This is a genomic window from Agaribacillus sp. DX54 (assembly GCF_056858335.1).
This window is the reverse complement of record NZ_JBXEQE010000016.1, coordinates 1-26,917: the sequence shown is the minus strand read 5'-3', so window position 1 is coordinate 26,917 and position 26,917 is coordinate 1. Positions and strand designations below refer to the sequence as shown.

Genomic DNA, 26,917 nt, shown 5'->3' with positions numbered 1-26,917 from the left:
CATCAATGGTTGTACCGGTGGCCTCACTGCGATCATATACAATCCCGGATGAGGAGAAGACAAGGCAATATAAAATTAATACTATCTATCCATGGCTTTTCCGAAAATTCATGTAATTTAATTATCATGAAAAACATGGTTTACATCGATGAAGATTTTATCAACTTCAACACGGATTTTAGTGAATTAACCAACCTTTTAAACGAGGCATTTGCACAGTCTTCCATAGAAGTACCTTTACGGCAACACCACGAATTTGCCAACCCGCAAACCAAGGAGAAGTCCGTATTGCTACTGATGCCTGCCTGGCATTCTGGTGAAGATGCAGGGGTTAAGCTGGTGACGGTAAATCCTAGCAACAACCAAAAAAATTTGCCATCAATACAAGGGGTTTACGTTTATTTTGATGCTCAAACCGGTGAAGTAAAGGCAGTTATATCCGCTGCCGCCCTGACAGCAAAACGGACAGCAGCAGCATCTGCACTGGCCTCCGGCTATTTGTCAAAACCAGATGCCACCTCATTATTAATGATCGGCACCGGGGCTTTATCCTCCAATCTTATCAGGGCACATGCTGCGGTACGTCCCATTGACAAGGTTTTTGTGTGGGGTAGAAATTTGGATAAGGCCCGGGATATTTGCAATCAGTTTTCCAATGCGCCCTATTCTGTCAAAGCTGTCGCCACCATAGAGGAAAAAATTGGCCGGGCGGACATTATCTCCTGTGCTACCCTTTCAAATTTGCCCCTTGTTTGTGGACAATATCTAAGGTCGGGGCAACATCTTGATTTGGTGGGATCGTATAAAAAGGACATGAGAGAAGCCGACAGCGCAGCCATCAACCGCTCGTCGTTATTCGTCGACAGTTACCAGGGAGCACTGAAAGAGGCCGGGGACCTGATTATCCCACTGGAAGAAGGCCTGATCGACAAGGACGATATACGGGCCGATTTATTCGATCTCTGCGGTAATAAAAAACAGGGAAGGGTTAATGAAAACGAAATTACACTTTTTAAGTCAGTAGGAAACGCCCTGGAAGACCTCGTAGCCGCCGGTTATTATTTCCGGAAATTTAACAAGCCAACCCAATAACCACCTCATAAAAAAACCACCATACTATACCCTGACCCCTCTCCCCTGACCCCTGGCCTGGCCCCTCATTCTATAATTATATTCAGTGTTTCAAGAAAAGTCAAAGCACCCTGCAATGAAAAAATCGCCTTACCGAGTTTATTGCCTTCCAGATTGATAACAAAATCCCGGGCCGATCTGAAATCCGCACCACTCAGATCACAATGATCGAACTGCGTCCCAGGAAGGCTGGTGTTTTCAAATAGTGCATTTTTGAGATTTGTGTTTAAGAAATCACAGCCATTAAGTTGGCAATTAACAAATTTTGTATCACTCAAATTCAGGTCAGGGAAATTACAAAAGGCGAGATTACTATCCAAAAACTTGACAGATAGCAGTATTTTGCTTATTTGTGAAAAATTAAGCCCGGCAAGTTTACACCGGATAAAGGTTACCTCCTGAAATTTCGTATTGCTCATTTTCAGGTTGCTTAAGTTGCAATCCACAAATTCACAGTTTTCAAAAAATGAATCGGAAAAATCGCTGTTCGAAAAGTCACAGCTACGAAAGTCTGCCCCCTCGTAAGACTGATTCGCATACAATGTGCTCGATGGTTGCAGGTTTTTAAATTGATTTTCGTCCAAGATAAATGAAGTTAAGTTTACTATTATTCAGTCTCTGTTAATGCTTTCGGCATCGTTGGCTTTACCCGGCATTTCACTCCTGATTCGATAGGCAGTGTCAATTCTTTGACCGGTGTCTCCGGTATACCGGTCCCTTGTAAGATTCTCCGGAATATTGTCGCAGGTGTTATTCATCCATTCCTTTAAAACTATTCGTAAGTCATTTATATGTTTGGTCAAACGCTTTATTTAAAGCAAGGTTATTTAATGGCAAGGGTTCTTCAGGGCAGTCGTACAATTCCCCGGCTGGCCGTGGTTGCCCTTAAATATCCTTACAAAGCTACTTTGTGGGGGATAAGCATAAGCAGCTCCTGCTATAAATTGAAGCCCAGGTATGACTATGACTCCAACGTAAATCGCAGTTGATCCATTTCCATAGGTGTAAGTGTCTGCTGGACCTGCTGAAATAATTGCCGTTCCTCCCTGCGTATGTGCTTTTCCAGGGCCTTTCCCAGGTTATCCAAATCAAATTCGAGGTCATTGCTGTTTTGAAGTTGGTCGAAAAGTTTTCTTAATTTTTGGCGTTCCAGGAGAATTTCTTCCACCAGTTTATCTAAACTCTTGTCTTTGCCCCGCACTGCCGGGAGCAGTTTTTCCTCTTCCAGTTGAAAGTGATCATTGAGACGGTTTTTATAAAAGGCCAGGGCGTAGTCCTTTTTTCCTTCCGGGGTAGTTGGGTATCCTTTAACCGGTGGGGCATTTTTTTTGGCAACAAGCGCCAGGAATAACACACTTCTGTGAAATTTTGAAAGTGGTACAAGACTATCGTGTCTTTTCATGGGTTAACGGAGGCTAATTTTGGCTCACAGAATCTTTTGGCTTTCATTTGGTAATGGTGAATTTAATCAAAATCATAATTAAATCACTACTTGCCCGTGTTCTTCTCCGGGTAAAGTCCGGAAAAAATATTGAAAACCCACTGAGCGCATGGGTTTATCAGCTATGCTAAGGAGGCAAAATATTAAGATTACCTGATTTTACCTTAGAGCCGGCTTAAAAGTGCGGTCAGCCCATATTTTTTCCCCTGGCTTTATGTCAGGATATCTGAAAATGTCAATATGAATCCGTTCAAGTCCTGAATGGCAAATTCATTGGCCCCGTAAAATGTTTTTTTCATGGGCTTGATTACATTGGTTTTGTCTTTGATTTGCCCATACCATTCCTGTAAGTCATTTACTTTGATATACAATGTTAGCGCTCCCCCTTCCTGATAATTTTTTAGCTCCGTATATTCTTCGCGTATTGAGTTGTCTTTTTGAAACATAATCAAGACGCCATCTTTTTGTACAAAGCCCCAATCGAAAGTGCCTTCTTCCGGAACTGTCTGCAGTAGTTTAAAACCCAGTATATTCCTGTAAAAGTTCAGTGTTTCATTGACGTTTTTAACCATAAGGTTCGGTGTGAGAGATTGTAATTCCATGGTATTTTTTTAGGGCAAAGTTAAGATAGGCCATTTTCTTATGCTTTGTAAAAAAGCGACATTATCTCAAAGTTGAAGGCAAAAAGCCCGCCATGTGCATAAAGTCATTACTCAGGTGGGCGTGATCATAATAGCCATTTTCGAAGGCTATCTCCAGGATGCTTTTTTGCGGAGCGTTTTTAAGGGTATCTGAGGTGTTGATAAACCTGATGACCCTCGCATATTCTTTTAAGCCGATACCCACTCTGGTTTCAAAACGTCTTTGTAATTGCCTGGGGCCAATGCAGACCGAGTTAGCAATGTCCCCGATCCGTATTTGTCCTTTGGACTGAAGTATTAAATCAGTGACTGAGCTTATCAGCTTATCGTTTGTTATCTGGGAATTGATGAGAAGGTGACTGAGCATTTTTTCTATCAGAACTATGCGTTTTCCGGTGCCACTGGTATGATACAACTTTTCCAGGAAAACTTTATTAAATGCCGGTATGATTTCATCTGCCTGAATAGTTGTGTTCTTTAGCGCACTTAATGAAGCATTGGTTAATAAACTCAGACAACCACTTTTGAATCGGATACCCAGTAAGTCACCACCATGCTGCGAAAACACATCCCTGTATGTTGTCATCATACCCACTGCGGCGATGCTCTCTTTGCCGACGGAGATTTGATTATCAGAAAAATTGATTACAGCTTCTCCAAAATTAAAAATAAGATCGGCGCAACCGTCAGGCAGCACCCGGTGTACACCGGATATTGGCTCTTTGGATGTCCAGTAGCAATCAATGAGATTGCTGAATTTGTTGTTCGGTTGTAATTCCAGGTAGCTCATTGCTGTTTAATACCTATTTTATAGATGTGCAAATAATTAATTTTAAGGCTTTTAACCAAATATTGAATAACGGCTGGAGGGTCTTTAGGAGGTGCATAAACAACCATTGATCTTTGATTTTCTACTAAAATTGATGGAGCAATCGATAGTTTTCTGGATTTTATGAAGTAATTTCACATAAAGAAATTATTTTGATCCGGTAATTGTTAGGCTATATCGAGGTATTTTCTGTATATTATAGATAAAACTAACAAATAAGCTTATTGTGATGTCTGGCAAACAACAATCGGTAGAACTTGAAAAAGTTGTTATCCGCTTTGCGGGTGACTCCGGGGATGGCATGCAATTGACAGGGTCTCAATTCACTTTTACCTCGGCTTTGCTGGGTAATGATCTGGCGACGTTCCCGGATTTTCCTGCTGAAATCAGGGCACCCCAGGGTACTGTGGAGGGCGTATCCGGATTTCAGGTACAAATTGGTAAGATCGATATTTTTACACCTGGTGATGAGGCTGACGTACTTGTGTCCATGAATCCTGCAGCCTTGAAATCCAATCTTCAATGGGTCAGAAAAGGGGGAAATATCATCATTGACTCCGACTCATTTGAAGAAAGAACTTTCAAAAGGGCGGGTTATGAGAGCAATCCTCTTGAAAATGGCTCCTTGCAGGCTTATCATATAATAGAAGCACCCATTACCTCTTTAACAAAAACAGCGCTTCAGGGCATTGCCCTCGATAATAAAAGTATTGTACGTTGTAAAAATATGTTTGCGCTGGGCATTGCCTATTGGTTGTTTGACCGGTCGATGGACCAGACCCTGGAGTTTTTGCAGAAAAAATTTAAAAATGCACCTCTGTTGGTCGATGCCAATTCCAAGGCGCTGCGGGCAGGATATTATTATGCAGAAACAGTGGAGGCTTTACCTTCCAATTACAAAGTGCCTGCGGCAAAAATTAATCCGGGAAAATACCGGCATATTTCAGGCAATCAGGCTACGGCGTGGGGATTTATGGCGGCAGCAGAGAAGATGGATAAAAAAATGTTTTTCGGCTCCTACCCCATCACCCCGGCGTCTGATATTTTACATGAATTGTCAAAATATAAAAATCTGGGGGTGACCACATTTCAGGCTGAAGATGAAATAGCCGCCGTGTGTTCAGCCATAGGCGCCAGCTATGCCGGAGCATTGGGTGTGACAGCCTCTGCAGGGCCTGGAATCGCTTTAAAAGGCGAAGCCATAGGCCTCGCCGCCATGGTGGAATTGCCATTGGTAGTCATTGATGTACAAAGAGGTGGACCTTCGACAGGATTGCCTACTAAAACCGAACAGGCTGATTTCAATTTAGTCATGTTTGGCAGAAACAGCGATTGCCCGGTTATTGTTATAGCACCCAACACGCCTTCAAACTGTTTTTCATTTGCCGTTCAGGCAGCTAAACTAACCGTGGAGCACATGACCCCGGTGATATTTTTGTCAGATGGTTACTTAGCCAATGGATCCGAGCCCTGGAAAATACCGTCGTTTGCGGAATTACCTGAAATCAACATTCCACATGCGGAATTAAATGGTCAGGACTTCCAGCCTTATCACCGGGATGAAAATAAATTATCCCGTTACTGGGCTATACCGGGCACTGAAGGAATGGAACACCGGATCGGAGGTTTGGAAAAGGAAAATATTACCGGCAATGTTTCTTATGATCCGGGTAACCATGAATTGATGGTTAAGACCAGGCAGGAGAAAGTAAACAGGGTTGCTGAATTTATTCCGGAACAAAAGGTGATCGGTTCCGGGTCGGGTAAGGTGCTGGTTGTAGGATGGGGAAGTACTTATGGCTCTTTGCTTACGGCAGTTAAACAACTGCAGCATGCCGGTAAAGAGGTGGATCTTGTCCATTTTAATTATCTTAACCCCTTGCCCAAAAATACAGAGGCTATATTCAACCAATATGAAAAGCTTCTGGTGTGCGAATTGAACATGGGGCAATTTGCAGCTTACCTGCGAAGCTTGTTTCCCCACGTCAAAATTGAACAATACAACAAGATACAGGGATTACCATTTACGGTAATGGAGTTGAAAGAGAAGATTATTGAACTTTTATAACCAGGAAAACGATGGCAATAAATGCAACAGAAACGCTTCACATAAACCCACAGCTTACAAAAAAAGATTTCACCAGCGATCAGTTGGTGAGGTGGTGTCCGGGTTGCGGTGATTATGCAATTTTATCGGCTATGCAAAATGCCCTGCCACAATTGGGCCTGAAAAAGGAAGATTTTGCATTTATTTCCGGCATCGGTTGTGCGGCCCGTTTTCCCTATTATATGAGTACCTATGGTTTCCATACCATTCATGGAAGAGCACCTGCTGTTGCCTCGGGGGTTAAATTGAGTAACCCGGATTTAAGTGTATGGGAAATTACCGGTGACGGGGACTCCCTGGCGATCGGTGGCAATCATTTCATTCATGCCATACGGAGAAACATCGATATTAACATTTTATTGTTCAACAATGAAATATACGGGCTGACCAAAGGACAGCTTTCGCCTACTTCAAAACTGGGCCTGGAGACCAAATCCACTCCCATGGGTGGTATTGACAGACCATTCAGTGCCGGAGAGCTGGCATTGGGTGCCCGTGGAACTTTTTTTGCGCGAACGATTGATACCAACCCGAAGCTGATGACGCGGATTTTTGTGGAGTCCTCAAAACACAAGGGTACCTCACTCATAGAAATATTGCAAAACTGTGTTATTTTCAATGATAAAACCCACGGCGCCATTACCGCCAAAGAAAATAAAGACGACTTCCAATTGCATCTGGAACATGGTGAGCCCATGCTTTTCGGTAAAGAGAAAAACAAAGGTATCCGGTTAAATGGCTTTAAGCCGGAGGTGGTTACCCTGGGCGAAAATGGAATTACGGAGGAGGATATTTTAATTCATGATGCGCATGAGGAGGACATCATGCTGCACATGCTGCTTATTCAAATGCAACCCCCCCATTTTCCAATGGCACTGGGCATCATCCGGGCTGTTGAAGCACCTACATATGATGATTTGACCAGGCAGCAGTATGAATTAAGTAAAGAAAATGCTAAATTTAGTAATGTAGAGGCTTTATTGCATAGTGGGAATACGTGGGAAGTAAAGTAATCTGACCTAAGCGTCAATTAAAATAACTCACTTAACCTATTTTTTTGCCATGGAGAATCTTTCCGGCCATCATTTTATTGCCGTGTTTGGCGGAGCTGTGGCAGGCTCTGAAGCGGCACATCAACTTGCTAAAAGAGGCTTTCGTGTTGTAGTGTTTGATCAAAACATTTTGCCCTATGGAAAGATTGAAGACGGCCTGCCCAAGTGGCATGAAAAACTGCGCGACAAGGAAGAAGCTAAAATCAACGAAAAAATTGACGATCCGAATGTACGTTTCGTACCTGGCGTTCAGCTCGGCAGGGATGTCGATTTTGAGGATGTGGCGAAAAACTGGGGTTTTACGGCAGTTTTGCTGGCTACCGGAGCGTGGAGGGACCGTCCATTGCCGGTTGCAGGAATCGATGACTATGTTAATAAAGGGCTCTATTATCAAAATCCTTATGTTTATTGGTTTAACCATTATCACGAGCCGGACTACCAGGGCCCTTCTCATGAAATAAAAGATGGTGCAGCAGTGATTGGAGGGGGGTTGGCTTCGCTGGATGTGGTGAAAATTCTCATGATTGAGACCGTACAAAAAGCCCTGGAACAAAAAGGCATAAAAACCAATATGTTTAAGCTCGAAAGGGGCATCGATAAAGTCCTGGAGACTCATAATTTTACCCTCGGGGATCTTGGGTTGAAAGGGTGCACACTTTTTTACCGCCGCAGGGCCATTGATATGCCGCTTTCTTCTGCGCCTGTCACTTCACCGGAGCAATTGGTTAAGGCCCGGGCTGTAAGGCAAAAAATACTGGACAATTTCCTTCGAAAGTATCTTTTTAAATTTGAACCATGCTGGTCTCCGGTAGAAAAAGTGATTGAAGACGAGCGGCTTACAGGACTTATCTTTCAAAAAAATGAAATTATTGATGGTAAAGTAGTTCCTATTCCTGATACCCTGAAAACATTTAAAGCCCCGTTGTTTATTTCCTCTATAGGCAGTATACCGGAAATGATTAAAGGAATTCCGGCAAACGGACAAGTATTCCGGGTAAATCAGGATGAAAGCTGCCAACTGGAAGGATATGATAATGTTTTTGCCCTGGGGAATGCGGTTACCGGAAGAGGCAACATCGTGGAGTCCCAAAAACATAGCAAGGCCGTTTCCCTGGAGGTAATGGACGAGCATCTCCATTGGCAGGAAGCTGATTATCAGGACTGGCTGCGGGGAACGGAGTCAGGCATACGCGATCAGGTCAATGTGATTGTGGATCGCATCGAAAGGAAAAAGTTTATGCCGAAAGAAGCAATTGAGGATATCCTTCAAAAAACCGAAGCTTTGCAACGTAAGGTGGGATATGATGGCAACTATCCGGCCTGGGTAGAGAAAAACCTTCCCACGCGGCTGGAGGACATGCTGGATTGATTCACTGAGGGCCACCCCTAAATGCTATAGCCGTTAATTTAAGAAAAAACGCTCTGTGACGCGAACGTCAGTCGGTGTTGTACAACATTTTCGACAAAATTCTTTGTGTCTTGGTGCCTTTGTGGTTAAAAAAGGGACACCACAAAGTTCCCCAAGGTCAGACAATTGACCAAACATCTAACAAAAATAACCAATTCATAAACATTTGATATTCAATAATTTACAAATTACTTATATATTAGTTTCCCAACAGCGTTGCTCCCATCCACAGAAAATAACAGAACTTTAGTTATATGAAAGGCACCAAGACACAAAGAAGTTAACCGATGAGATGAGAATTCAGGCGCATTCTTGCGTAGTGCAATAGCCACAGACGAATTTCCAAAGTATCACAAAATCAGCTCAAAAGATTTTTCTCCCACAACTTTGCCGTTCATCTGTATGGACAGCTTATGCGTTCCGGCATGATACTTTCCGGTGGTGATGGGTATGACACCTCCCTTAAACCCTGATATGTTAACAAAACCAATTACTTAACCGGATACCGGATAATCGTTTTCAACTTCCACGCGGGGGTTCTCATGGGATCAGATAGGTAGATTTCATGGTGATCACCATTCATCTGCAGGTTTTCTTCCCGCATTTTCTGAAAAATCTGCCGAATGGTCTCCTGTTCTTCTTCATAGGATCCGATATGCAACATCTGGATACATTTGCCTTCATTGATTTGTTCGAATTTCACATCTTCCAGCCTGATAGGTTTCCCCTTTGTTTTTAAATTTGAAATGGCCATTTCAAAAGTGGTTTTGTCTACGAACCCGGGCATGCGGATTAGCAACCTCCAATGCCATTCGTGTCTGGGTACCTGCTCGAAAGGCCGGTTATCCTCTACCCACCATTGACCTTCCATTTTAGGAACTACAAAATCCTCTTCCCTGTCTTTGCAGATAAATTTGACAGCATAGGCAACAGGGTAAATAGTCTCAATGGCACTGGTAAACAATTTGTCTTCTGGTGCGCTTTGGCACTGGATGGTTAAATAATCGTAGGCATCGAATTCCTGGAGTGAAGGGGTTTGTTTGGCTTTGTAATAAGCCCGGTCGGTTTTGGTTAAATCTAATTTTAATGCATTCATTTTTCTTAAACTTTTTTGATTTAACCAAATATCAGGGGCACAGGTGACAACAGTATGTCAGTAGTCTAAGGCGGTTTAAAATTTTTTCTGTGAAAATTTAAGATAATGCTGTTGTAATTCTTCAACAAAGGAAACAATGCGCTCATTTAACGCTTCAGGGGATACCACACTCACAGCCGAACCGAACATCAGGACCCACCTGGCAAAATATTTAAGGTCAGGGGTCATAAAAGTCATCTCTACACCATCCTCCTGTTCCCTTTCTTCAACAAATCCGTGATAATACTTTTGTTGCCCGATATATCTGACCACTGCTTTGTCAAAAAGCAGTTTGGCCTCTTCCAGTGGGGAGCCGAGGATCATTTTTTTTACGAAATTTTGAAAGTCGGCTTTACGGTCTTTGGTGAAATGTTCGTTTTTCCGTTGCAGCTTGCTAATGCGATCGATACGGAAATCCCTGAAATCATTTCGCATCCGGCAATAGGCAATTAAATGCCAATGGTCCCCATAGTGACACAGCCCTGAAGGTTCCGCTTCCCGGGGGGTTAATTGGCCGCTGTAATTGGAAAAATAATCAAATTTTAAAGTTTCCCTGTTGACTATGGCATTTTGAATTTCCGATAAAAAATTATTGGAGAAATCAGTATTTCCCATCTTCGGTATAGACAATACGGCAATGTGATCTTCGAGGTTTTCGAGGTGATCCTTTTCCTGAAACTTTAAAACAGCCTTTATTTTAAGCAGGGCATTATCAAAATTTTCTTTTATAGTTTGATCCGATTGCTTTTCCAGTATTTTGCTCCCCAGCAGCATAGCACTGGCTTCTTCACGGGTGAACATGACAGGGGGAAGATGATAACCCTCCATGATAAAGTATCCTTTTCCGGCCTCAGCGCCAATAGGCACCCCTGCTTCTTCCAGGGCGCGGATATCGCGGTATACTGTGCGGATGCTTATGTCGAATCTTTCTGCTACCTCCTGAGCGGTAATCAACCTTTTGCTTTGCAGTTGAATGAGAATGGCGGTAAGACGGTCAATTCTATTCACTTTCTGCTAATTCTTTCACCGCTTTATTCATTAACTCAAAGCCTGTCCGGGTTTTGGCTTCTAGGTGATTCCACAGCAACGGCACCAATATTCCGCTGAATTCCTCCTTATGAATCAGCCTGTTGGTTCCGTTTCCGTTTTCCTCAATTTCAAAAATATGATGACCGTCAAAAAGTCCGTACATCAAAATACTGCCCAGCCAGCTAAATTCTTTGTACTGTTTATACGAAGTGACCTTTGGTTTTAGTTTAAACACCTTCGAACCCGGTGGTTGAATCATCACTTCGAGTTTTTTCCGGACTTTCAGATCACCCCGGATTGATTTGATGAATGGATTCCATTTTGGGTAATTATCAAAATTCACCAGGATATTCCAAACGTTCTCTTTGGAAGCATTGATGTCAATGGCTGTTTTTAATACTTTCATACAGCTTACAGAATTTCAATCCTGTTACGTTTTTGTTCGATTTTTTCTTCTCTTTCCAATTGTTTAAGCAAACGGGAGATCACTACCCTGGAGGTATTTAATTCATTGGCAATTTGTTGATGGGTTTTGGCAATAACGTATGATCCTGTGGCTTGTTTTTTGTCCAGCAGGTATTTATACAACCGCTCGTCCATTTTCATGAAAGCCATACTGTCGACGGCAGCCAATAGTTCATCAAACCGGGCCTGGTAGGAGCTAAAAACAAATTTACGAAATGAAAAATATTTTTGTATCCAGCTATCCATGTAGGCCATGGGGACCATCCAAAGCACTGAATCTTCCTCCACCATCACATAAAAGGCATTTTTCTTTCCTTCCAGACAACAGGTAATGGACATAGCGCAGGTCTGGCCTCCTTCGAGATTGTATAAAAACAGCTCGTTTCCGTTTTCGTCTTTTGTCATCACCATGAGCAGGCCGGAAAGCACAATAGGTATCTCGTCGTTTTTGGTGCCCGGGGTGATCACCGTGCTTTGTGCTTTTACTTTTTTCAACCTGCCAAGCTGAACAATCTCTTCTACCAGTTTTTCTTCAAAACCAACTTTCCTCAGGGTATTGGCAACATCCATGTTCATTGAAATATGCACTTTATATTAAAAGGGAAACGTTTATGCTATTTTTCTTTTAAAAAAACCAACCCGATAGCGACAAATCCCACCCCGGTAATGGCCGGAGGCAGTCCTTCAACCTGATATGACAAGTAAATCATTACAATTCCAAGTACAATCAGGAGATAAGCCACATATCTTTTCATTTGGATGGCATTTTGAATTACAAGCAATTTAAAACAATTGAACGTCAAAAATAACTTCGCGGGTTTATTTTATTGTCAAACCTTCTTTCGGATAGCAGGTCTGCACCCTGCCACCTGTCAGGTTTAACATATCCTTAACAAATATTTGGCCAATGTTAACAGTGATTTTTGTGGTTAATTATCACTTTTACTTTCGCAAATAATTTTTAACAATAAAGATTAGCTATTATGAAAAAGACAGTTTTAATCTCAGCATTTTCCATCGTACTGCTTGTGCCGGTTATGGCACAAAACCTTATGTCCCTTTCTGTCAGTGATCTGGCCTTTCGGTTGGGCGCAACAATACAGGCGCAACCGTGTAAGAGGACAGCAACAGTTTTAATTCTGTTGCTGTTTTAACTTTGCGCCGGGGTGACTTTTGACTCTATGAAAGGCATTCGGAATGATAAGAGCAAAACTATAAGTAGCATGCCTGCTGTGAATAGAAAGGTAAAGCTGCCCGTTTCTCCGTATAAATAACCGCCCGATATAAGTCCGATGATACTTGCCAGGCTTCCTGAGCTGTTTGCCACTCCCTGCACGGAGCCTTGTTGTTTTTCCCCACCCAGTTTAGACAAGATGGAAAGATAGGAAGGCCACATCAGCCCATTGCCCAGGGCAAATAAAAACGCCGCTGTATAAATGAGATAAGCATTGCCACCTGCCATCAGGCAAAAATTGAAGACCAGCATCAGGCATCCTGTGATTACAAGGCTGGCGTCTGAAAACTTACGGGACAAAAAACTAAGCAAAGGGCCCTGAACCAAAATCATCAACCCGCTGAGAAAAGAAAAGAAGATACCGAGCTGAAGGGAGTCCCATCCAAGGTTTTTGAGCGCGTGCATAGGAAAGGCGGCGTAGAAAAAGCTGAAGCCCAGGAAAGTCAGAAAATAAATCACCAACATAAAAGGCACGTATTTAATTGAAAAAACTGTACTGAAGCTTGTATCCTTACATTTCTTCATTTTATAACACTCCTTGTGCTCAAAGCTGAAAAGTTTCTTGATTTTGAAACGTCGCGTGTCAGGATTTACCAGCCCCGGTTTGGATTCGGGAAGTTTGAACCAGATAAGGTAAATAGCCACAGCGGAAATCAACGCCGCCGCCAGTACCGGGATGACCTCCCCATAAACAGTAGCGCCAAGCACTCCGGCCAAGGCAGGGCCTATGATAAATCCCAGGCTTGAAGACATGGCCATTTTGCCGAAGTTTGCTTTGCGGTTTTGATCGGTCGATACGTCAGAAAGATATGCATTGGCCACTGAAACGTTGCCTCCGGTCAGGCCATCTAAAGCTCTGGCCAGAAAAAGGAAAACCAGTGGCAAAGTAATGATAAAGTTGCCAACCGATGCGGAATCAACTACCAGAATTGATTGCGCCGGCAGGTAAAGTGCCACGAGAAAAAGTATCCACGCCAGCATTGTTCCCACCTGACTTAACAGCAAGACTTTCCTGCGGCCGACATGATCCGACCATCGGCCCAAAACCGGAGCTCCGAAAAACTGAAATGCCGGATAGATGGAGCCCAATACACCATAGATGAATTCGTTGCCACCAAATCTGTCTACAAGAAAAACCAGAAAGGGCATAATGATGCTATAGCCAAGCATACCGATGAAATTCACCGACAAAACGGGTAGCAGGGAGATCGACTTAGAAGGTTGCACCACTACTTTTCAGGCTTTTCGTACAGAACAGCGTTTAAGGTGGATATGTTTAAAACGAACCGTTTCAGATGCATGAAGATAAGAAATTTTCATCTTCCAAGGGGTGTGAGTCCGGAAAAGAAAAAAAATAAGCAAATAATGTCCATTATTTTAAGATCAAACTGTTACTAGGGTAAAGAGGAAAAACCTGAACAAACAACAAATGCTTGCACTCGAAAGAATAGCATCCGTTAATGACCCATCGCTACATGAAAACAGATTTGCGGAGTCTGAGTCTTCGCTGATATTTATACCCGATATCACCGGATTTACAAGGTTTGTTCAATGCACGGATGTGAGGCATAGTCAACATGTCATATCGGAACTACTGGAAATCCTGATTGACGCTAATCATCTTGGGCTTGACATTTCCGAATTGGAAGGGGATGCTGTTTTATTTTATAAATATGCAGAAGTGCCTTCTCTGGACCTTTTGTTCCTTCAGGCAAAACAAATGTTTGAGAATTTCCACCATCACCTAAAAAAATACAACACTGAAGGGGCATGTCACTGTGGTTCGAAGAAAACCCCGGTCGATCTTTCCCTTAAGATAATCATTCACCGGGGCAGATTGGGTTTTACCAATGTAAAACAGTACCGTAAGCCGCATGGATTTGATATGATTGTAGCCCATAAACTATTGAAAAACGCTGTTGAGGAAAAAGAATACGTTTTGGTAACGGATTCATTTAGTGATGAAGTGTCGGCTATCGATAGCCATGGATTCAAGGCCGATGACTTTCGCATGGATAAAACTTTTTATAAAAATATCGGCGAGGTGTCATACAGCTATGCATCACTGAGTCCCTTGCTGGGAAGCATTAACCGGCAGGAACCTGTGCCTTGCAGATGCCCCATGTATGTAAGCCGATAGCAGGCCACAATGACATTTAACATGACAGGAATGCTAAGTCAAAAGGCTAAAATGGCAACAATAACAAGGGTGACAATGATATATTCAAAGATTTTTATTTGAGAAAAAGAAGCAATAACACTTAAATCTAAACAAAATGAAAAATCAATTATTAATTGACAAAACCGCCGTTGTATTTGGCGCCGGTGGTACGCTGGGAAAGCAGGTTGCCAAAGTCTTTATAGAACATGGCGCGCGGGTTTTTATTTCCGATATAAATACAGCTTTGATGTCAGGAATACATGGGGCTGAGGGCGTTGACAAAGTCGATGCCTTAAGCGAAGCGGAGGTAGACGAATACCTTAAGGGCATTGCTGCTAAAGGGATACATATAGATATATCGATCAATCTGAGCGGATCAGATCCGGAAGAATACAACCATGGCAGACCTGCTATGGAGGTATCACTGGAGCAATTACTAATTCCTATGAAGACTGCCACAGGAACGCAATTTGTAACTGCCAAGGCTGGCTTTAAACACATGTATGCCAATAACGGAGGGGTTATAATTTTTATCACTTCGACACTTTCCAAGATATTCCCTCCTTTCACTACAGCGCTGACCGTATCCCATGCAGGCACTGAAGCCTTGGTGAGGACACTTGCCAACGAATGGGGACCGGGCGGCGTACGCGTGATCGGGATCAGGTCCGAGGCCATGACCGATTCGCCTACCATTAACTATACTTTTGCTGCCATGGGCGCTAATGTGGGGTTAAGCAGAGAGGAAATGCAGCTTTCAGTCGAGGAGCAGGTTCCTTTGCGAAGGCTTACCTCGGGTATGGAAACCGCGGAAGTTGCTGTACTGGCCGCCTCCGACCTCGCAGGATTCATGACGGGTGCCATCCTCAACCATTCCGGGGGTCATGTATTGGACTAACTAAGCCCATCATTTGATCATCTGGCTCATTTATCCGGTGCGTATTTATGGGGAATAAATAGGGGCATTCATAAATTATTGTTATCATAATCAGACATGAAAAATAATTGTAACAAGCGCTGGTTTTTTGTAGCTTTGAGGCTCTTGGCAAATGGGTAATTAGCTCAGTTGGTTTAGAGCACTAGCTCGACAAGCTAGGGGTCACTGGTTCGAATCCAGTATTACCCACGCTGATTATCAGGGAGTTACAAAGTTTAATTTGTAGCTCTTTTTTTATAATGCACACTTTGTGCACAGTTTTTTAATAAAAATAAAAAAATAAGTAAAATTTGCAGTTTTTTTTGGAAGAAACATTAATGGCTGTTTTTTTGCTAGGTTGTAATGACTTCCTTCAAGATTAGATAGAGTTTTGAATGATTCGGGAAGATCATTTCGATGAACTTTCATTGGAAAGCGATGATACAATAGTATCATGGTTATCTTATGAATAAAATTTCCAAGAGGTCTTCTCTTAAAAATTGGCTTCCTCTGGATTAAAAATGCCCATTATGCCCCCAAACAAAAGAGCAAGCCTCATTTCAGGTCGCATCTACCGATTTCTGTCCTTTAATACCCCCTGGTTTCTCCTCAGCTTTGAAATGATTAGATGCCTTTAATTAATCAAGAAAGGTTTAAGACAAATGAAAATTGATAATGAAGTGGTGAAAAAATATTATTTACTACATTGATAATTATACACGAAAAAAGAACTCAACAGCCGTGGAACTAGTTTAACGACCCCTCAAGCCTCTTAACCAGGGTTGATCTATTTCCAGTATTCTAAATGGTATGGGAGCTTCTGCCGTTGTTGCTCCAAATATGTAAATTCTTGAGAAGAACCTTTCCTTGATTTTCAGGGCTTCTACTCTATCATGGCTAGACTCAGCCCATTCATTCATTAATCTTTCAGGGAGATGAAATTTGAAGTGCCGGTTTCTGTCCTCTGAAGCAAAACCATCTCTTCCAATATTTAAGTACCAGGTATTTGGTTCATCAGGCCAGTAGTGAATTCGTGCTTTATAAACATTGGTATCAGGAGATTCTGTTAACAGGAAGGTTGCTTCAGCTCCAAATAAGAAGAATAGATCACCAAATTCATTTAAGCCAACCAGACTTTCACCAAGAAGATTAAAAACGGCATGAACAATCATACCAATAACATTGTCATCATCAATGAATAACTGAAGTTCTACCGGGAGTGCACTAAAAGAAACTCTGTCTCGGCTCTTGAAGTAATCATAAAGCAACCTTCCCATTCCCGTGGGGAGTCCATTTAGATATTCATTGGTTATACTGTCAAATAGATTATTTATATCTTCCGAAAAAACCCAGCTTGTCGATAGCAGAGGGAGCTTATTATTCGCAGCATATTCGAAGGCTGGTTTGGAAAATTCATGCACAGAAGCCACTCCAACTTGGTAGTTATATCTATCCCTATTAGAAATGGAATAAGTTGCCCTTCGGTTATTTTTTCTTTTAGTGATGGACTGCTCAGTAACAATTTCAAATTCATTAATATCATATTGCAATCCCAGAGCACCTCTCATAACATCTAGTCCGACTTTCCGCTCATAAGCCTTGCATTCAAATAGCAACCTGGAAGGATAAGAAAATGGTAATTGCATTGGAGGGCTCATCAATACATCTGCATCATGGGCAGCTCCCTTTCCATTGATATAGAGAAGTCCTGATCCCTCTTGTTTATAAACGTAATTGCCATCAGGAATCACAGGTTTAAACCCACAATTCATTAGTAGTTCTTTTATAATAAATTCTAAAAGAGCTCCTTTTAATTGTTTAGCAGTCATAATCCATTTAAAAGTTCAATGCATTCTATATCTAAGGAGTACTTGACAATAATAACATTTATCAACTTGGCGATTCATACAATTATATGATATTTTAATTACTTCACGGTTAAACTGCATTCAATGTTCAAGCGGATTTAAGCTTTTCGAAGAGCGGCAACCACCTGCTAATCACCCGTACACCAACAGGTGAGGTAATTATCGTTTGCAATTTCTATCAAGGCTACCTGGATTATAAAATCAGGAACCTCGTGTTCGATAATGACTCAACGTGTAGTTTATCAGAGATCTAAAGGATTAAGAAATTGCTGATATAGCCGTGCTTAGGTCACCAACTTGTAACGAAAAGAACCCTTATTCTATCGATCTCAGGATAATTAAGCTTTAGAATTCATATGATTGACTATATCAAATCAGTATCAAGGTGGAAAAGATGGTATGGTATCATTTAGGTTTTCATTTCCTCAAATTTTGTTACCCATTCCGAAGGCATCATATTGACCTTCCTCATAGCATTAAATAGTGCATTGTAATTCGCTATTTTGTTGCTATATAACTTATTACATAGTTGATTTAGAATTGTTTTACCCCTCCTTTTTATAAGCCATTCTGGATACAATAATTCGGTACCGTTTAAAAATTTTATGGGGACTCGCACTGTTTCTTTCTCAGAGTCAAAGTCCTCAAAAAAAACTTTCATTTCTTCCTCCATCTTGGAGATTATGGTATCTGCAATGTTCTGCAAATCTTTTTGTGGCAACTGATTTATTTTGTTTTCATCTCCATAGTTAAGGTTAATGCCAGGCACAACTGGATTCTCTTCTCTGCCCATTAAAGCAGCAAACAAAGTTATGGGATCAACTAAATAGTTTTCAATACTATATCGATTGATTACAAAAACGCCATCGGCAGGTAGATTTCCATCATCTTTATCTATAAGTCCCTGGATAATATTATTCAAACCTGAATTTTGAAGTTTCCCAACCCAGTTTTCTACAACACTTTTTCCTCCCGACCTGTCCTTGGTTGATGCCGAAATAAAAATAAGTGGAATATCGGCGGAAATATGTTTATCAACTTTTAAAACATTGTAAATGTGTGTATAAAACTTAACATCATCTTCATCCTCAACCAGAAAGTACTTTGATCCATCACCAACATAAACTAATCCAGCCGTTAACAACGAAACCGCCTGATTCTTTGAAGAAGACTTTTTTATTCTTGGGTCAGTGCGGGACATCTCAAAAATTGATTCCTCTGGCGACAACATAATTGTAGAAGGAGAATGGGTTGTCATTATTACCCGAACTCCAAACTTATCAACCAAAACATTTTTAACTACGTTTAAGAACTGTTGACACATCGAAGGGTGCAGATGAGCATCTGGTTCATCCAAAAGCAAGAACTTTGGGAAGACATTTTTCTCCTGTGAATTATACAAATAGAACATAGTAGAAATGAGAACTTTCTCACCAGAGGATAAGTCACTAAAAGGCACCTCCTTGTTAAGAATGGTATGGGTTAATGTCAGCTTAAAACTGTCCTTGATTCCATTGGTAGATGGGTCATTTATCTCAAAAGGTAATTTTGCCTGCCTTAATATATCTCTTAAAACTGTCCAGGGCTTTTCACCAATTTCCGATTTAATCTGGTTAGTATCCTTGCCTTCGGCCTTGAGCTCAATTTCAGACAACCGGTAGTTATAGAAAATTTCCCCAATTTTTAGACTAATCTGGCTGCTATGGTCATAGTACACTTCAGGGAAATATTTACGAAATTCATCTAGTGTAACATCTTTTTTATTAGTCTTCCCAGCTTTTCTTTGAACATCTTGATACGTTGCATATTGTATTATTTGCTGTTCTGAAACCCTTCGCACGGCACTAGGGTTTTGAAACTGGCTAAAACTGGTATTCATCTGTTGTTGTAACGTCGATAAATCTACGTGATTAGTATTTTGAAGTTGCCATTCCCCCTTCAAATAAGTGACTTCACTAGCGGTAACTACATCACCGATAATTACTACTCGTTCCGTAGTTCCTTCTTTATTGGTTATCGTATTATAAATTAGCTCCAATAACTGCGATTTTCCCGTGCCATTTGGACCAGTTATTACCACAAACTTAGGTATATTAGGCCATTCAAAAGGAGTAATAGATTTAAAATTCTCAGTAAATTTAATATTCATGGCCTCTGTAAAATACGCAATTACCAGAAAGGAAATCCTTTCATATTTTGCGGACACAATAAAAAGATAAATATAATCCAAAAATCCCTAGCTGCACCAACAAAACCGTTTTTTCCATAACTACAATTATATAATAATAGGTTAGAAACTGTACTTTAAAAGAAAATATATAAGGCAACTTATTGCTATAAATTGACAATTAGCCAATTGAACTATTAAGTTGTTTTTAATTAGAAATATCTAAGATAATTTCTTTGACCCTGTCTGCGGAACTTAGCGGTATGAGATCACTTCTCTCTTTATATAAAATTCTTAAACAATTGGATAAATATTCCACGGCTTTGCCCCTGAGCGTTGGTAAATCTAGCTTTTCTAATCTTTTTTTACTGCCATGAATCACCGCACTACGTGCATCGTAAATTTTTTTAACATCAGTAAAGATTTCTTTTCTGCTTTCAACATTGGACTTTTCTAAGAGTTTAGACACACAAGTCGCAATGGATAAAGAAATTTCGAATCTGTCGCCAAAGAGATTTTCCAAACCAATTACAGCATCGACAAGACTATCTGCAATATCCTCTCGTTCTACCATTGCTGTTAAATAACGTCTAATTGCTACTTCGATCTGCTTGTCGTTAACCGCGTCAATAATTTTAGCCCATTGCCTTACACTATTAACTTGTTCATTTGATAAAAATACACGTTCTGTAATTCCATTGGATTTATTACTCCAGCTGGCACTTGTGAAACTCAAGGGGTTGGCAACTACCCATGAGGTCTGACGTGCCGATATTGCGGGCGTCTTGTCACTTGCCAAAGCTAAAATCAGTGAAATTTTGTCCATTGCATTTCTGTCAATAACATGTTTAGCTATTTGAATAGGCCAAGTTTCTCCCGTGACTCTTTCTGGTGCATCCGAAGGGACAAGATGAATTTGAAAATCTACTTCAGTCTTGTAGATGCTACCAAAAGATCTTTGATTAGGGCCCTCAGGCGGCCTACCGTGCCTGGGCAATATTTGTAGAACGTTTTTAGATATTCCTTGTAAAATACTTTCTTTAATAGCAATCTCCACACCATCCGGAAATCCAATTCCATCAAAACAAAAAATGGCTGGTACCTTTACAAGTTGGCCATTCAAAGCCTTTCGCAGGAATCCCAATATCTGTTCCATAGCATCTTGAAAAGCGGTCAGGCTAACTGCGCCGTTGATTCTCATTAATATATGGGCACTTTGCAACAGACTATTAGGAAAGCTGGCTAAACTAACACTTCTACTCTCCCCAAGAGAAGAGTAGTATGTACCACGCGTATCCATCTCATTCTGACCAATTGTAGAGAAAAGCTTAGACAGTGATTCATCCTGAAGAATTGTCTCAAATAGTTGCTCACTAAGTGGTGTTTTATGGAAGTGCGGAAAATGAATTCCGTAAACATGATCAGGTGTATTAGGTGGGAGCAGGCAAAAAGGAAAACTATCTTCACAATACTTTCCAAGGATCTTCATTACTGGATCCTGGATCACTCTTGGACTATGTTCTCCGACTAAATCGGACCGGATTTTATTAAAAGGAATAGTTCCGTCTTGATACCGAATATCGGGAAGACGGACTAATTCATTCCAAGAAAGTTCATGATCGTAAATTCGGCCCTGTTTAGCCTGCAGCATAATCTGGTCAAGTACACGTATTTTTTCAAAGCGAGATATATCAAGCTCAGCTCCTTCCTGTAAGAGTCTTTCTACCTCAATCTCAGTTAGTCCTAGTATATAAGCCAACAGAGGTGCACCCAGGCTTTTTGCATGCAATGGGAATTCGTTTCGTTTTACGAATACTTTTTTTACCATAAAGCAAAAATAACTATAATTGCTTTATTCCTTGGAATGAAGACACACACATTTGCAGTTGTTAAAGCTAAGTAGCTTCATTAATTTTAGTTCCACTTTTGGTTGTTAACAGATGTTGAAACCATTGAAATGAGCTCTACCTATGAAAAACTATTTTTTAAGAAAGACGGAAGGTAGTAAAAAAGAGTATCATACCACAAGGATATTGCTTGTTGCAATTCTCTCTGTTGTCCTAGTGTGGGCTATAACATTCGTTGTCTTAAGCATTGCGAAAGAACCTGGTCAAATCGGTGATAGCTTTGGCATGGTAAACGCATTATTTTCCGCCTTGGCGTTTGCCTTGTTGATCTATACATCTCTGCTCCAGACTCAGGAACTGAGATTACAAAGACAAGAAATAGAAGAAAATAGAAAAGAACTAGCGCGATCGGCCACCGCCCAAAAGGAATTGGTTGAGATTACCAAGAGGGCCTATCATGATAAAATAATCCCTTGCCTGAGGCTAATAAAAGGGTATATAAATGCTGAAAATTCTGCAAAGGTGGCATTTAAGGTAGACGGTGCCACATTAATGATTATAGAATTGACAGAGGTCGACTCATCTGACCTACCTAACTTACCTTATGCGAGTTCGACAATAGTGATTGAACAGCCGAAATGGGTGCTTGATGGCGAGGAAACTGAAACTATAGCAATTCCATTAGAAGCACGTTTTACTGAGGATAAAGTATATCAGATTGCTTTTAGAACGACTAATCATGCTGAATACTATCAAAGGCTTCATATTTCAGTTCAGGGTAAGGTTGACCTGGATGAAAACCCGCAAATAAGATATAGTGGGGATATGTCTTAAAATGCATCGATAAAGATTGTAAATTACTTCCACAAGATACACAGGAAATCCGTCCCTTTTTGCCTCACTCCTACTACCTGTTAATCCTGTAACTTGGCAATCAGCACCACATAGTCTTTAAACGCATCAAGGGCTGCCTGAAAGCCTATTTTCTCGGCATCCGGCGCATACGACATCGCATCGACAAAATCGCTATATTCCTTTTCATATTCGGGATCGGTCTGCAACCGGTTGAGTGCTCGTTGTGCCATTTCTTGTATGTTTACATGCTGTGAAGAACCACCGCGCCCTTGATCCAGACTGAACGCTTCGGTAAGCGTTTCAAGCAAACGTGGATCTGCAAGGGCAATGGGTTGCAACGCACATAAATCGTGCAGGTGGCGCATGGTGGTTGGGTCATTTTGTGGAGATCCTAATGGTTGCTCTCTGTCTTTGGCATCAATCCGCCAAAGCAATGCACTGATTTTATCACCCGCCGTTTCTACTGGTGAAACACAATCAACGGAGGTTTCGGCGGGTTGTCTGGTAAATTGTGCTACAAATGAAGTTACACCCTTGTGCTCTGTTTCCAGTGAAACACTTTGAACCCGCATCTCCAGTTTGAGCATAGGCCGCAAAGCACCTCCCAACAGAAAATGTTGAGGATATGCTATATTAAACCCAAAGAAGCGGCTTCTATCTCCCTTTATCAGGCTTTTTCGGTCTACCGTGAAATCATCGACCGAATCAACTGCCTCTATGATTGCATCACGGTAAGAACGGCATTGATCTCTAGTTAACTCCATTTCAGATGTTACCTTGAAGTCCAAATCCTCAGAAAATCGCTGAATCAGGCCGTATCCTTTGGACAGGCTGGTACCACCGGAAAAAATTGGTTGAATCCCAGGTTCCTTAATAGCTGCGATACAGGTTAGAGCTTTTACCGCATACCAATCTTTTTCTACAAAGGAAGGATCAACTCCCAACTCTATGGCAATATCCTGAATAATGTCCTTACCTGGTGATCCGCTCATATTTGATAAACCTGCCGTTATAGCCGATTGTTCTGGAAATGCGATCCCTTACACCAATCACACGACCCGTTGGAACCTGTGTAGACTGGCCTCTGTTATAGGCTTGTTCCTGGGAGGAAGGAGCGGTTTTTATGCCCAGTTTTTTTAACGCTTCTAGTGCCAACGACCGTAGGTCTTTTTCCGGAACCGGTTTCCCAGTCAGAGAAGATAGCTTGGCACGGGCATAGATGCCCTGTCCTAGTTTGATCAGCATTCCTTTTTCGATGAACTGGCGTAGCACACGCCCCACCTGGTCCCGGTCTGATAAATCGAAAAAGTCAGAGGGAATATAGACAGAATCCCGCCCACGTCTAATACGATAGCGCATTTTTCCTTCTAAAGTCTGTTTAATCGGCATATCTGTTATCTTGCAATTTTACGACATATATATCTACAAATATACGACATTTATGCAAGAAATAAAATATTAATAATTATTTGATTATCAATATTTTAAATATCAAAAACACATTATATAAATATTAAATGAATATCAAATATCATTGTAACCAGACCTTATTATGAATCCAAAATCTATTTTGCCTTCTTATCTCACAGCATTCATTGGTACACCACATTACCAGTATACTCCATGTTTCCATTTCCTCTCTTAGGCTTGCATATCTTATTACAGACTTCGGTAGTTTGGGTTCATTAAAAACCGTTAAAGATTGAAGAGCCAAACTTTGCCAGGAAATGACATAAAAACCCTTTAAAACCCAAAATAAACCTTTTTTTCACCGAAATAGCATGTAATAAACAAGACTTGCCAGCCACTGTTGATTCTTAAATCAAATAACTTTCATTTAGTAGAAAATAGGAAGAATTTCTAAAATTAACGATCATGAGTAACCAGGATATGCCTGAAGTCAGACCTTACTTTGATTTTAGTGAAACCTTTTCCAGGACCAAAAGCTTTATCGACCAATATAACGCCACTCAAAGCAAACTCACCGATAAACTCAATGCCAATCACCGGGCTACAGCCGAACTAATCGTTCGACTTTATCTGAAACAGCTTAACAATGCCTCCTGGATTGACAATATAGATCCACAAAACCTTCCTGGCTTCCGAACTTATAATACCAGCCTGGCTACCTGCAAAGGCTGTACTAAGCGAACTATTCTCAATCATAAGGAGAGGTTGAGACAAGCCGGATTCATCGTGGATGAAAAACATAAGGGAGCCGAAGGTGTAGAAATATGGATAAACAAAGCCATATTCGGTCAAGTTGAGTTATGCACAGACTTAGGAGAGGGTATGTTGAAAATCAGTCACCTACCGGCTATTTTTTTACCAGAAACGAAAAAAATTCCCCCTTTAGTTCATGAACAACATGAACATTATAATATTAATAGCAATGTGGATAAGTTATTGGGTCTCGAAAAAGTGAAAGAAAAAAGCGGCGTTCGCTCAGCCGCTCACGGTGGTGACCTGCCTGCTGTTCCTCCCTCACGTCCTCCCGACACAGGCGAGGCCGCAGGAACAGGACATGAACCTTGCAAGAACATCCAGAAAAGTGTTGCCCCTGCTTTGTCTAAAGAAAAAAGTTCAGTAAAAAATTCAGAAAAGGATTCTGCCAAAAAGCAGGAACAGGTTCCGAAGAAAAAATATGAACAGATTTCTGGCGAGGAGGGGCACCTTTTTTTACTTTCACTGGTGAGGAAGTTTTGGGAATACACCAGGGATATGCTATACCCTGACATCATCCTGAGTGATCCGGAAGAGCGGGAGGTACTAAACCTGATTTGGGAGTCTGTTTATGGAAAGTTTAGGCTGAAAACCAGCGAAAAAGAATGGCTGAAATTCCACGAAAGTGCCATTACCCGTGTAGATATGGTGGCCAAATGGCTGTCCAGGAACTGTTTACACTGGATACCTAAGCCACATCTTTACTTTCATCCGCACAATAATCGGAATGGCTTCAAAAAGACCTGGGAGTGGTATCTCCGACAGGAAACCCTAAAGGTGGAAGTTCGTAACCAACTCACCCTGCAACAAGCTAAACATGAACTTAGCCTGCACAAGCTTGGCAAAGGCCGATTCAAAAGTAAATCCCGAATTCAACTATTTAGAATCCATGAGAAAAGGTTGAGACAATATAAAGACCAAGCTTTGTTGGATGCTTATTATGTCTGTTTACAGAAAAGTTTACACGGTGTTTACATAGACCCCGGGTCTAGTTAATATCGTGTTTACAAACCTGTAAACAGCCGTAAACGGTTTCAGTAAACAGGAATACGGCGGTCTAAGAAGAAATTTCTGGAATTTCAAATGATTGCCATCAAAACCAGAATATGCGCTAATTAGCCATTTTGTAACCATTCACGTTTCTTCACTTCCAAATCCACATAAAAGTTGAAGGCTTGTTCCAGGAGCTCCTTCTCATTTTCGGGATCGAAGTATGAAGCCAGTCTTGTTTGACGATCAAAGTACCATTCGTTAAATTCATCAGTTTGGTTACCTTTAAAACCTACGATAGCTGATATTAATGGACTTAGATCAAGGATACCAATGCTTGCATCGGTTCCTGCTGCTTGCAGGTCATTAATGAATTTCACATTTTTCAATTCTTCTTTAATCAGGAATATGGCTAGTTCAACTTTTGGTGGAAGGCTGGCCAATAGCTGATTTTCAGGGAGTTTGATTTTCATGATTTTTTGGTTTTTCGTTTGGTACTCCTAACTGCTGAATCTTTATGGTCGGAAGACGATTTGTTGTTTTTGAAGAAAAATTTCTCATCCAGCATGATATGACCCAATAACTTGTAAACAGACATGACATGCCTTATTAATTCCGGATCACAATCTTCAATATCAATTTTCCTTAGAACCTCTAAAACTCCGTCTTGGTAGCCTTCTAATTCTTCGACACCAGATAAGGGGATGATGATTTTTAACAGGTTTTTTTTCTCATTATACACAATCATAACTTTGATATTTATTGGTGATAATAGTTTTTATTGGCTGTGGTAGACCGGATCGCAGTAAAATACAATTTCAGCGAGTGTGGCACTCCAAGCCTTGTTTTTTGTGTCTAAGGAGAGCAGAAAGTATGTTGTATCCTACCAGATAAAGTGGTAGATTACCAATCCAAATTGTGGAATACTATACAGTTTTGAGACATTTTTAGAAATCAATATATTTGGCTTATGGAACATAAAACTAAACCTCAGGTAAAGCATATGGGAAGAAAGATTGGTCGCATGCGCGAGATGCTTGGTATCAAGCAGGATGTTGTAGCTGATAAATTAGGATTGAGCCAGCAGACTGTTTCTAAAATTGAGCAGAGTGAGGAGATAGAAGAAGCCATGCTGGAAAAGGTGGCCAATGCCTTAGGTGTTAGACCGGAAGCCATAAAGAACTTTGATGAGGAAACGGTAGTCTACAATATTCAACATAACTATGAAGGTGCAAATCAAGGGGCTTCCAATGTTAACGTAGGAACAGAAGTACAAAACTATTGTACTTTTAATCCAATTGATAAATGGGCAGAAGCCATAGAAGAAAACAAAAAATTGTATGAAGCACTTCTGGAAAGCGAGCGGAAAAGAATAGCTTTGTTGGAAAAGCTCTTGGGGGAGAAGAAGTAATTTTCAA

The 26,917-nt window shown here is 41.0% G+C and carries 28 protein-coding genes and 1 tRNA gene; 11 read left to right on the top strand and 18 right to left on the bottom strand.

Annotated features, from left to right (window positions below; translation table 11 throughout):
- The first annotated feature begins 126 nt into the window (after positions 1 to 126).
- Positions 127 to 1,092: a bifunctional Delta(1)-pyrroline-2-carboxylate/Delta(1)-piperideine-2-carboxylate reductase gene (gene lhpI / locus AC04NP_RS17115; protein WP_482861065.1), complete on the top strand. Its 966-nt coding sequence runs from the start codon at positions 127 to 129 to the stop codon at positions 1,090 to 1,092.
- 65 nt (positions 1,093 to 1,157) lie between these two features.
- Here the strand turns inward: lhpI and AC04NP_RS17110 are convergent, their stop codons facing one another.
- From AC04NP_RS17110 to AC04NP_RS17090, 5 genes are all read right to left on the bottom strand, one after another.
- Entirely contained in the window at positions 1,158 to 1,715 is a 558-nt protein-coding gene (locus AC04NP_RS17110) for a pentapeptide repeat-containing protein (RefSeq protein WP_482861064.1), read from the bottom strand.
- A 27-nt stretch (positions 1,716 to 1,742) separates the two neighbouring features.
- Positions 1,743 to 1,934: a hypothetical protein gene (locus tag AC04NP_RS17105; protein WP_482861063.1), complete on the bottom strand. Its 192-nt coding sequence runs from the start codon at positions 1,932 to 1,934 to the stop codon at positions 1,743 to 1,745.
- A 158-nt stretch (positions 1,935 to 2,092) separates the two neighbouring features.
- Positions 2,093 to 2,533: a hemerythrin domain-containing protein gene (locus tag AC04NP_RS17100; RefSeq protein ID WP_482861062.1), complete on the bottom strand. Its 441-nt coding sequence runs from the start codon at positions 2,531 to 2,533 to the stop codon at positions 2,093 to 2,095.
- A gap of 251 nt (positions 2,534 to 2,784) precedes the next feature.
- Positions 2,785 to 3,174, bottom strand: a complete 390-nt coding sequence (locus AC04NP_RS17095; RefSeq protein WP_482861061.1) for a VOC family protein — start codon at positions 3,172 to 3,174, stop codon at positions 2,785 to 2,787.
- Between the two features lie 61 nt (positions 3,175 to 3,235).
- On the bottom strand, positions 3,236 to 4,003 hold the full coding sequence (locus AC04NP_RS17090) for an AraC family transcriptional regulator (RefSeq protein WP_482861060.1): 768 nt from the start codon (positions 4,001 to 4,003) through the stop codon (positions 3,236 to 3,238).
- Positions 4,004 to 4,271: 268 nt separating this feature from the next.
- Here AC04NP_RS17090 and AC04NP_RS17085 point away from each other — a divergent pair, with 268 nt between their 5' ends.
- From AC04NP_RS17085 to AC04NP_RS17075, 3 genes are read left to right on the top strand one after another with little or no spacing between them, the layout of a single operon-like run.
- Positions 4,272 to 6,110, top strand: coding sequence for a 2-oxoacid:acceptor oxidoreductase subunit alpha (locus AC04NP_RS17085; protein ID WP_482861059.1), 1,839 nt, complete (start codon positions 4,272 to 4,274; stop codon positions 6,108 to 6,110).
- 11 nt (positions 6,111 to 6,121) lie between these two features.
- On the top strand, positions 6,122 to 7,162 hold the full coding sequence (locus AC04NP_RS17080; protein WP_482861058.1) for a 2-oxoacid:ferredoxin oxidoreductase subunit beta: 1,041 nt from the start codon (positions 6,122 to 6,124) through the stop codon (positions 7,160 to 7,162).
- Between the two features lie 49 nt (positions 7,163 to 7,211).
- Complete coding sequence (locus AC04NP_RS17075) at positions 7,212 to 8,570, top strand: FAD-dependent oxidoreductase (RefSeq protein WP_482861057.1); 1,359 nt, start codon at positions 7,212 to 7,214, stop codon at positions 8,568 to 8,570.
- Between the two features lie 529 nt (positions 8,571 to 9,099).
- Here AC04NP_RS17075 and AC04NP_RS17070 read toward each other — a convergent pair.
- The 5 genes from AC04NP_RS17070 to AC04NP_RS17050 all read right to left on the bottom strand — a co-directional run bounded on the left by AC04NP_RS17070 (position 9,100) and on the right by AC04NP_RS17050 (position 11,993).
- Positions 9,100 to 9,705 (bottom strand): GyrI-like domain-containing protein, encoded by a 606-nt coding sequence (locus AC04NP_RS17070; RefSeq protein ID WP_482861056.1) that lies wholly within the window; start codon positions 9,703 to 9,705, stop codon positions 9,100 to 9,102.
- A 75-nt stretch (positions 9,706 to 9,780) separates the two neighbouring features.
- The gene (locus AC04NP_RS17065) at positions 9,781 to 10,752 is read right to left on the bottom strand and encodes a helix-turn-helix transcriptional regulator (RefSeq protein WP_482861054.1); all 972 of its coding nucleotides are present in this window, start codon (positions 10,750 to 10,752) and stop codon (positions 9,781 to 9,783) included.
- Positions 10,745 to 11,179, bottom strand: coding sequence for an SRPBCC family protein (locus AC04NP_RS17060; protein WP_482861052.1), 435 nt, complete (start codon positions 11,177 to 11,179; stop codon positions 10,745 to 10,747). The genes AC04NP_RS17065 and AC04NP_RS17060 overlap by 8 nt, the downstream gene beginning before the upstream one ends.
- A 5-nt stretch (positions 11,180 to 11,184) precedes the next feature.
- Positions 11,185 to 11,814 carry a Crp/Fnr family transcriptional regulator gene (locus tag AC04NP_RS17055; RefSeq protein ID WP_482861051.1) on the bottom strand — a complete coding sequence of 210 codons (630 nt, stop codon included), beginning with the start codon at positions 11,812 to 11,814 and terminating at the stop codon, positions 11,185 to 11,187.
- Between the two features lie 38 nt (positions 11,815 to 11,852).
- Positions 11,853 to 11,993: a hypothetical protein gene (locus tag AC04NP_RS17050; protein ID WP_482861050.1), complete on the bottom strand. Its 141-nt coding sequence runs from the start codon at positions 11,991 to 11,993 to the stop codon at positions 11,853 to 11,855.
- 228 nt (positions 11,994 to 12,221) lie between these two features.
- On the opposite strand from AC04NP_RS17050, the gene AC04NP_RS17045 reads away from it, so the two are divergent.
- Positions 12,222 to 12,392, top strand: a complete 171-nt coding sequence (locus AC04NP_RS17045; protein ID WP_482861048.1) for a hypothetical protein — start codon at positions 12,222 to 12,224, stop codon at positions 12,390 to 12,392.
- On the opposite strand, the gene AC04NP_RS17040 is transcribed toward AC04NP_RS17045, so the two are convergent.
- A complete protein-coding gene (locus tag AC04NP_RS17040) occupies positions 12,389 to 13,702 on the bottom strand; it encodes an MFS transporter (protein WP_482861047.1) in 1,314 nt (437 codons plus the stop codon). The genes AC04NP_RS17045 and AC04NP_RS17040 overlap by 4 nt on opposite strands.
- A 199-nt stretch (positions 13,703 to 13,901) precedes the next feature.
- Between AC04NP_RS17040 and AC04NP_RS17035 the strand changes: the two genes are divergently transcribed.
- From AC04NP_RS17035 to AC04NP_RS17025, 3 genes are all read left to right on the top strand, one after another.
- Entirely contained in the window at positions 13,902 to 14,612 is a 711-nt protein-coding gene (locus AC04NP_RS17035) for a DUF2652 domain-containing protein (RefSeq protein ID WP_482861046.1), read from the top strand.
- 136 nt (positions 14,613 to 14,748) lie between these two features.
- Complete coding sequence (locus AC04NP_RS17030) at positions 14,749 to 15,531, top strand: SDR family NAD(P)-dependent oxidoreductase (protein ID WP_482861045.1); 783 nt, start codon at positions 14,749 to 14,751, stop codon at positions 15,529 to 15,531.
- A gap of 153 nt (positions 15,532 to 15,684) precedes the next feature.
- Positions 15,685 to 15,759: transfer RNA gene (locus tag AC04NP_RS17025), tRNA-Val, on the top strand.
- Between the two features lie 542 nt (positions 15,760 to 16,301).
- On the opposite strand, the gene AC04NP_RS17020 is transcribed toward AC04NP_RS17025, so the two are convergent.
- The 3 genes from AC04NP_RS17020 to AC04NP_RS17010 form a co-directional block, all read right to left on the bottom strand.
- On the bottom strand, positions 16,302 to 17,378 hold the full coding sequence (locus AC04NP_RS17020) for a hypothetical protein (RefSeq protein WP_482861044.1): 1,077 nt from the start codon (positions 17,376 to 17,378) through the stop codon (positions 16,302 to 16,304).
- A gap of 448 nt (positions 17,379 to 17,826) precedes the next feature.
- Entirely contained in the window at positions 17,827 to 19,566 is a 1,740-nt protein-coding gene (locus AC04NP_RS17015; protein WP_482861042.1) for an AAA family ATPase, read from the bottom strand.
- A gap of 226 nt (positions 19,567 to 19,792) precedes the next feature.
- Positions 19,793 to 21,412 carry a hypothetical protein gene (locus AC04NP_RS17010; protein WP_482861041.1) on the bottom strand — a complete coding sequence of 540 codons (1,620 nt, stop codon included), beginning with the start codon at positions 21,410 to 21,412 and terminating at the stop codon, positions 19,793 to 19,795.
- Between the two features lie 142 nt (positions 21,413 to 21,554).
- On the opposite strand from AC04NP_RS17010, the gene AC04NP_RS17005 reads away from it, so the two are divergent.
- Entirely contained in the window at positions 21,555 to 22,265 is a 711-nt protein-coding gene (locus tag AC04NP_RS17005; protein ID WP_482861040.1) for a hypothetical protein, read from the top strand.
- A gap of 80 nt (positions 22,266 to 22,345) precedes the next feature.
- Here the strand turns inward: AC04NP_RS17005 and AC04NP_RS17000 are convergent, their stop codons facing one another.
- Together AC04NP_RS17000 and AC04NP_RS16995 are read right to left on the bottom strand one after the other, a co-directional pair.
- Positions 22,346 to 23,278 carry a nucleotidyl transferase AbiEii/AbiGii toxin family protein gene (locus AC04NP_RS17000; RefSeq protein ID WP_482861039.1) on the bottom strand — a complete coding sequence of 311 codons (933 nt, stop codon included), beginning with the start codon at positions 23,276 to 23,278 and terminating at the stop codon, positions 22,346 to 22,348.
- Positions 23,259 to 23,675 carry a DUF6088 family protein gene (locus AC04NP_RS16995; RefSeq protein WP_482861037.1) on the bottom strand — a complete coding sequence of 139 codons (417 nt, stop codon included), beginning with the start codon at positions 23,673 to 23,675 and terminating at the stop codon, positions 23,259 to 23,261. The genes AC04NP_RS17000 and AC04NP_RS16995 overlap by 20 nt, the downstream gene beginning before the upstream one ends.
- A 486-nt stretch (positions 23,676 to 24,161) precedes the next feature.
- Here AC04NP_RS16995 and AC04NP_RS16990 point away from each other — a divergent pair, with 486 nt between their 5' ends.
- Positions 24,162 to 25,505, top strand: coding sequence for a hypothetical protein (locus tag AC04NP_RS16990; protein ID WP_482861036.1), 1,344 nt, complete (start codon positions 24,162 to 24,164; stop codon positions 25,503 to 25,505).
- A 119-nt stretch (positions 25,506 to 25,624) separates the two neighbouring features.
- Here the strand turns inward: AC04NP_RS16990 and AC04NP_RS16985 are convergent, their stop codons facing one another.
- Positions 25,625 to 25,972, bottom strand: coding sequence for a hypothetical protein (locus AC04NP_RS16985; protein ID WP_482861035.1), 348 nt, complete (start codon positions 25,970 to 25,972; stop codon positions 25,625 to 25,627).
- A complete protein-coding gene (locus AC04NP_RS16980; protein WP_482861033.1) occupies positions 25,969 to 26,247 on the bottom strand; it encodes a hypothetical protein in 279 nt (92 codons plus the stop codon). The genes AC04NP_RS16985 and AC04NP_RS16980 overlap by 4 nt, the downstream gene beginning before the upstream one ends.
- Before the next feature lie 222 nt (positions 26,248 to 26,469).
- Here AC04NP_RS16980 and AC04NP_RS16975 point away from each other — a divergent pair, with 222 nt between their 5' ends.
- On the top strand, positions 26,470 to 26,910 hold the full coding sequence (locus AC04NP_RS16975) for a helix-turn-helix domain-containing protein (protein ID WP_482861032.1): 441 nt from the start codon (positions 26,470 to 26,472) through the stop codon (positions 26,908 to 26,910).
- Positions 26,911 to 26,917: the final 7 nt, after the last annotated feature.

Excerpts from the sequence above, each read along its gene's own strand:
- AC04NP_RS16995 (WP_482861037.1), bottom strand. The coding sequence starts at position 23,675 with ATGCCGATTAAACAGACTTTAGAAGGAAAAATGCGCTATCGTATTAGA.
- AC04NP_RS17020 (WP_482861044.1), bottom strand. The coding sequence starts at position 17,378 with ATGACTGCTAAACAATTAAAAGGAGCTCTTTTAGAATTTATTATAAAA.
- AC04NP_RS17090 (WP_482861060.1), bottom strand. The coding sequence starts at position 4,003 with ATGAGCTACCTGGAATTACAACCGAACAACAAATTCAGCAATCTCATT.
- AC04NP_RS17095 (WP_482861061.1), bottom strand. The coding sequence starts at position 3,174 with ATGGAATTACAATCTCTCACACCGAACCTTATGGTTAAAAACGTCAAT.
- AC04NP_RS17000 (WP_482861039.1), bottom strand. The coding sequence starts at position 23,278 with ATGAGCGGATCACCAGGTAAGGACATTATTCAGGATATTGCCATAGAG.
- AC04NP_RS17050 (WP_482861050.1), bottom strand. The coding sequence starts at position 11,993 with ATGAAAAGATATGTGGCTTATCTCCTGATTGTACTTGGAATTGTAATG.
- AC04NP_RS17075 (WP_482861057.1), top strand. The coding sequence starts at position 7,212 with ATGGAGAATCTTTCCGGCCATCATTTTATTGCCGTGTTTGGCGGAGCT.
- AC04NP_RS17100 (WP_482861062.1), bottom strand. The coding sequence starts at position 2,533 with ATGAAAAGACACGATAGTCTTGTACCACTTTCAAAATTTCACAGAAGT.
- AC04NP_RS16985 (WP_482861035.1), bottom strand. The coding sequence starts at position 25,972 with ATGAAAATCAAACTCCCTGAAAATCAGCTATTGGCCAGCCTTCCACCA.
- AC04NP_RS17030 (WP_482861045.1), top strand. The coding sequence starts at position 14,749 with ATGAAAAATCAATTATTAATTGACAAAACCGCCGTTGTATTTGGCGCC.
- AC04NP_RS17085 (WP_482861059.1), top strand. The coding sequence starts at position 4,272 with ATGTCTGGCAAACAACAATCGGTAGAACTTGAAAAAGTTGTTATCCGC.
- AC04NP_RS16980 (WP_482861033.1), bottom strand. The coding sequence starts at position 26,247 with ATGATTGTGTATAATGAGAAAAAAAACCTGTTAAAAATCATCATCCCC.
- AC04NP_RS17060 (WP_482861052.1), bottom strand. The coding sequence starts at position 11,179 with ATGAAAGTATTAAAAACAGCCATTGACATCAATGCTTCCAAAGAGAAC.
- AC04NP_RS16975 (WP_482861032.1), top strand. The coding sequence starts at position 26,470 with ATGGAACATAAAACTAAACCTCAGGTAAAGCATATGGGAAGAAAGATT.
- AC04NP_RS17055 (WP_482861051.1), bottom strand. The coding sequence starts at position 11,814 with ATGAACATGGATGTTGCCAATACCCTGAGGAAAGTTGGTTTTGAAGAA.
- lhpI (WP_482861065.1), top strand. The coding sequence starts at position 127 with ATGAAAAACATGGTTTACATCGATGAAGATTTTATCAACTTCAACACG.
- AC04NP_RS17010 (WP_482861041.1), bottom strand. The coding sequence starts at position 21,412 with ATGGTAAAAAAAGTATTCGTAAAACGAAACGAATTCCCATTGCATGCA.
- AC04NP_RS17045 (WP_482861048.1), top strand. The coding sequence starts at position 12,222 with ATGAAAAAGACAGTTTTAATCTCAGCATTTTCCATCGTACTGCTTGTG.
- AC04NP_RS17005 (WP_482861040.1), top strand. The coding sequence starts at position 21,555 with ATGAAAAACTATTTTTTAAGAAAGACGGAAGGTAGTAAAAAAGAGTAT.
- AC04NP_RS17080 (WP_482861058.1), top strand. The coding sequence starts at position 6,122 with ATGGCAATAAATGCAACAGAAACGCTTCACATAAACCCACAGCTTACA.
- AC04NP_RS16990 (WP_482861036.1), top strand. The coding sequence starts at position 24,162 with ATGAGTAACCAGGATATGCCTGAAGTCAGACCTTACTTTGATTTTAGT.
- AC04NP_RS17015 (WP_482861042.1), bottom strand. The coding sequence starts at position 19,566 with ATGAATATTAAATTTACTGAGAATTTTAAATCTATTACTCCTTTTGAA.
- AC04NP_RS17035 (WP_482861046.1), top strand. The coding sequence starts at position 13,902 with ATGCTTGCACTCGAAAGAATAGCATCCGTTAATGACCCATCGCTACAT.
- AC04NP_RS17070 (WP_482861056.1), bottom strand. The coding sequence starts at position 9,705 with ATGAATGCATTAAAATTAGATTTAACCAAAACCGACCGGGCTTATTAC.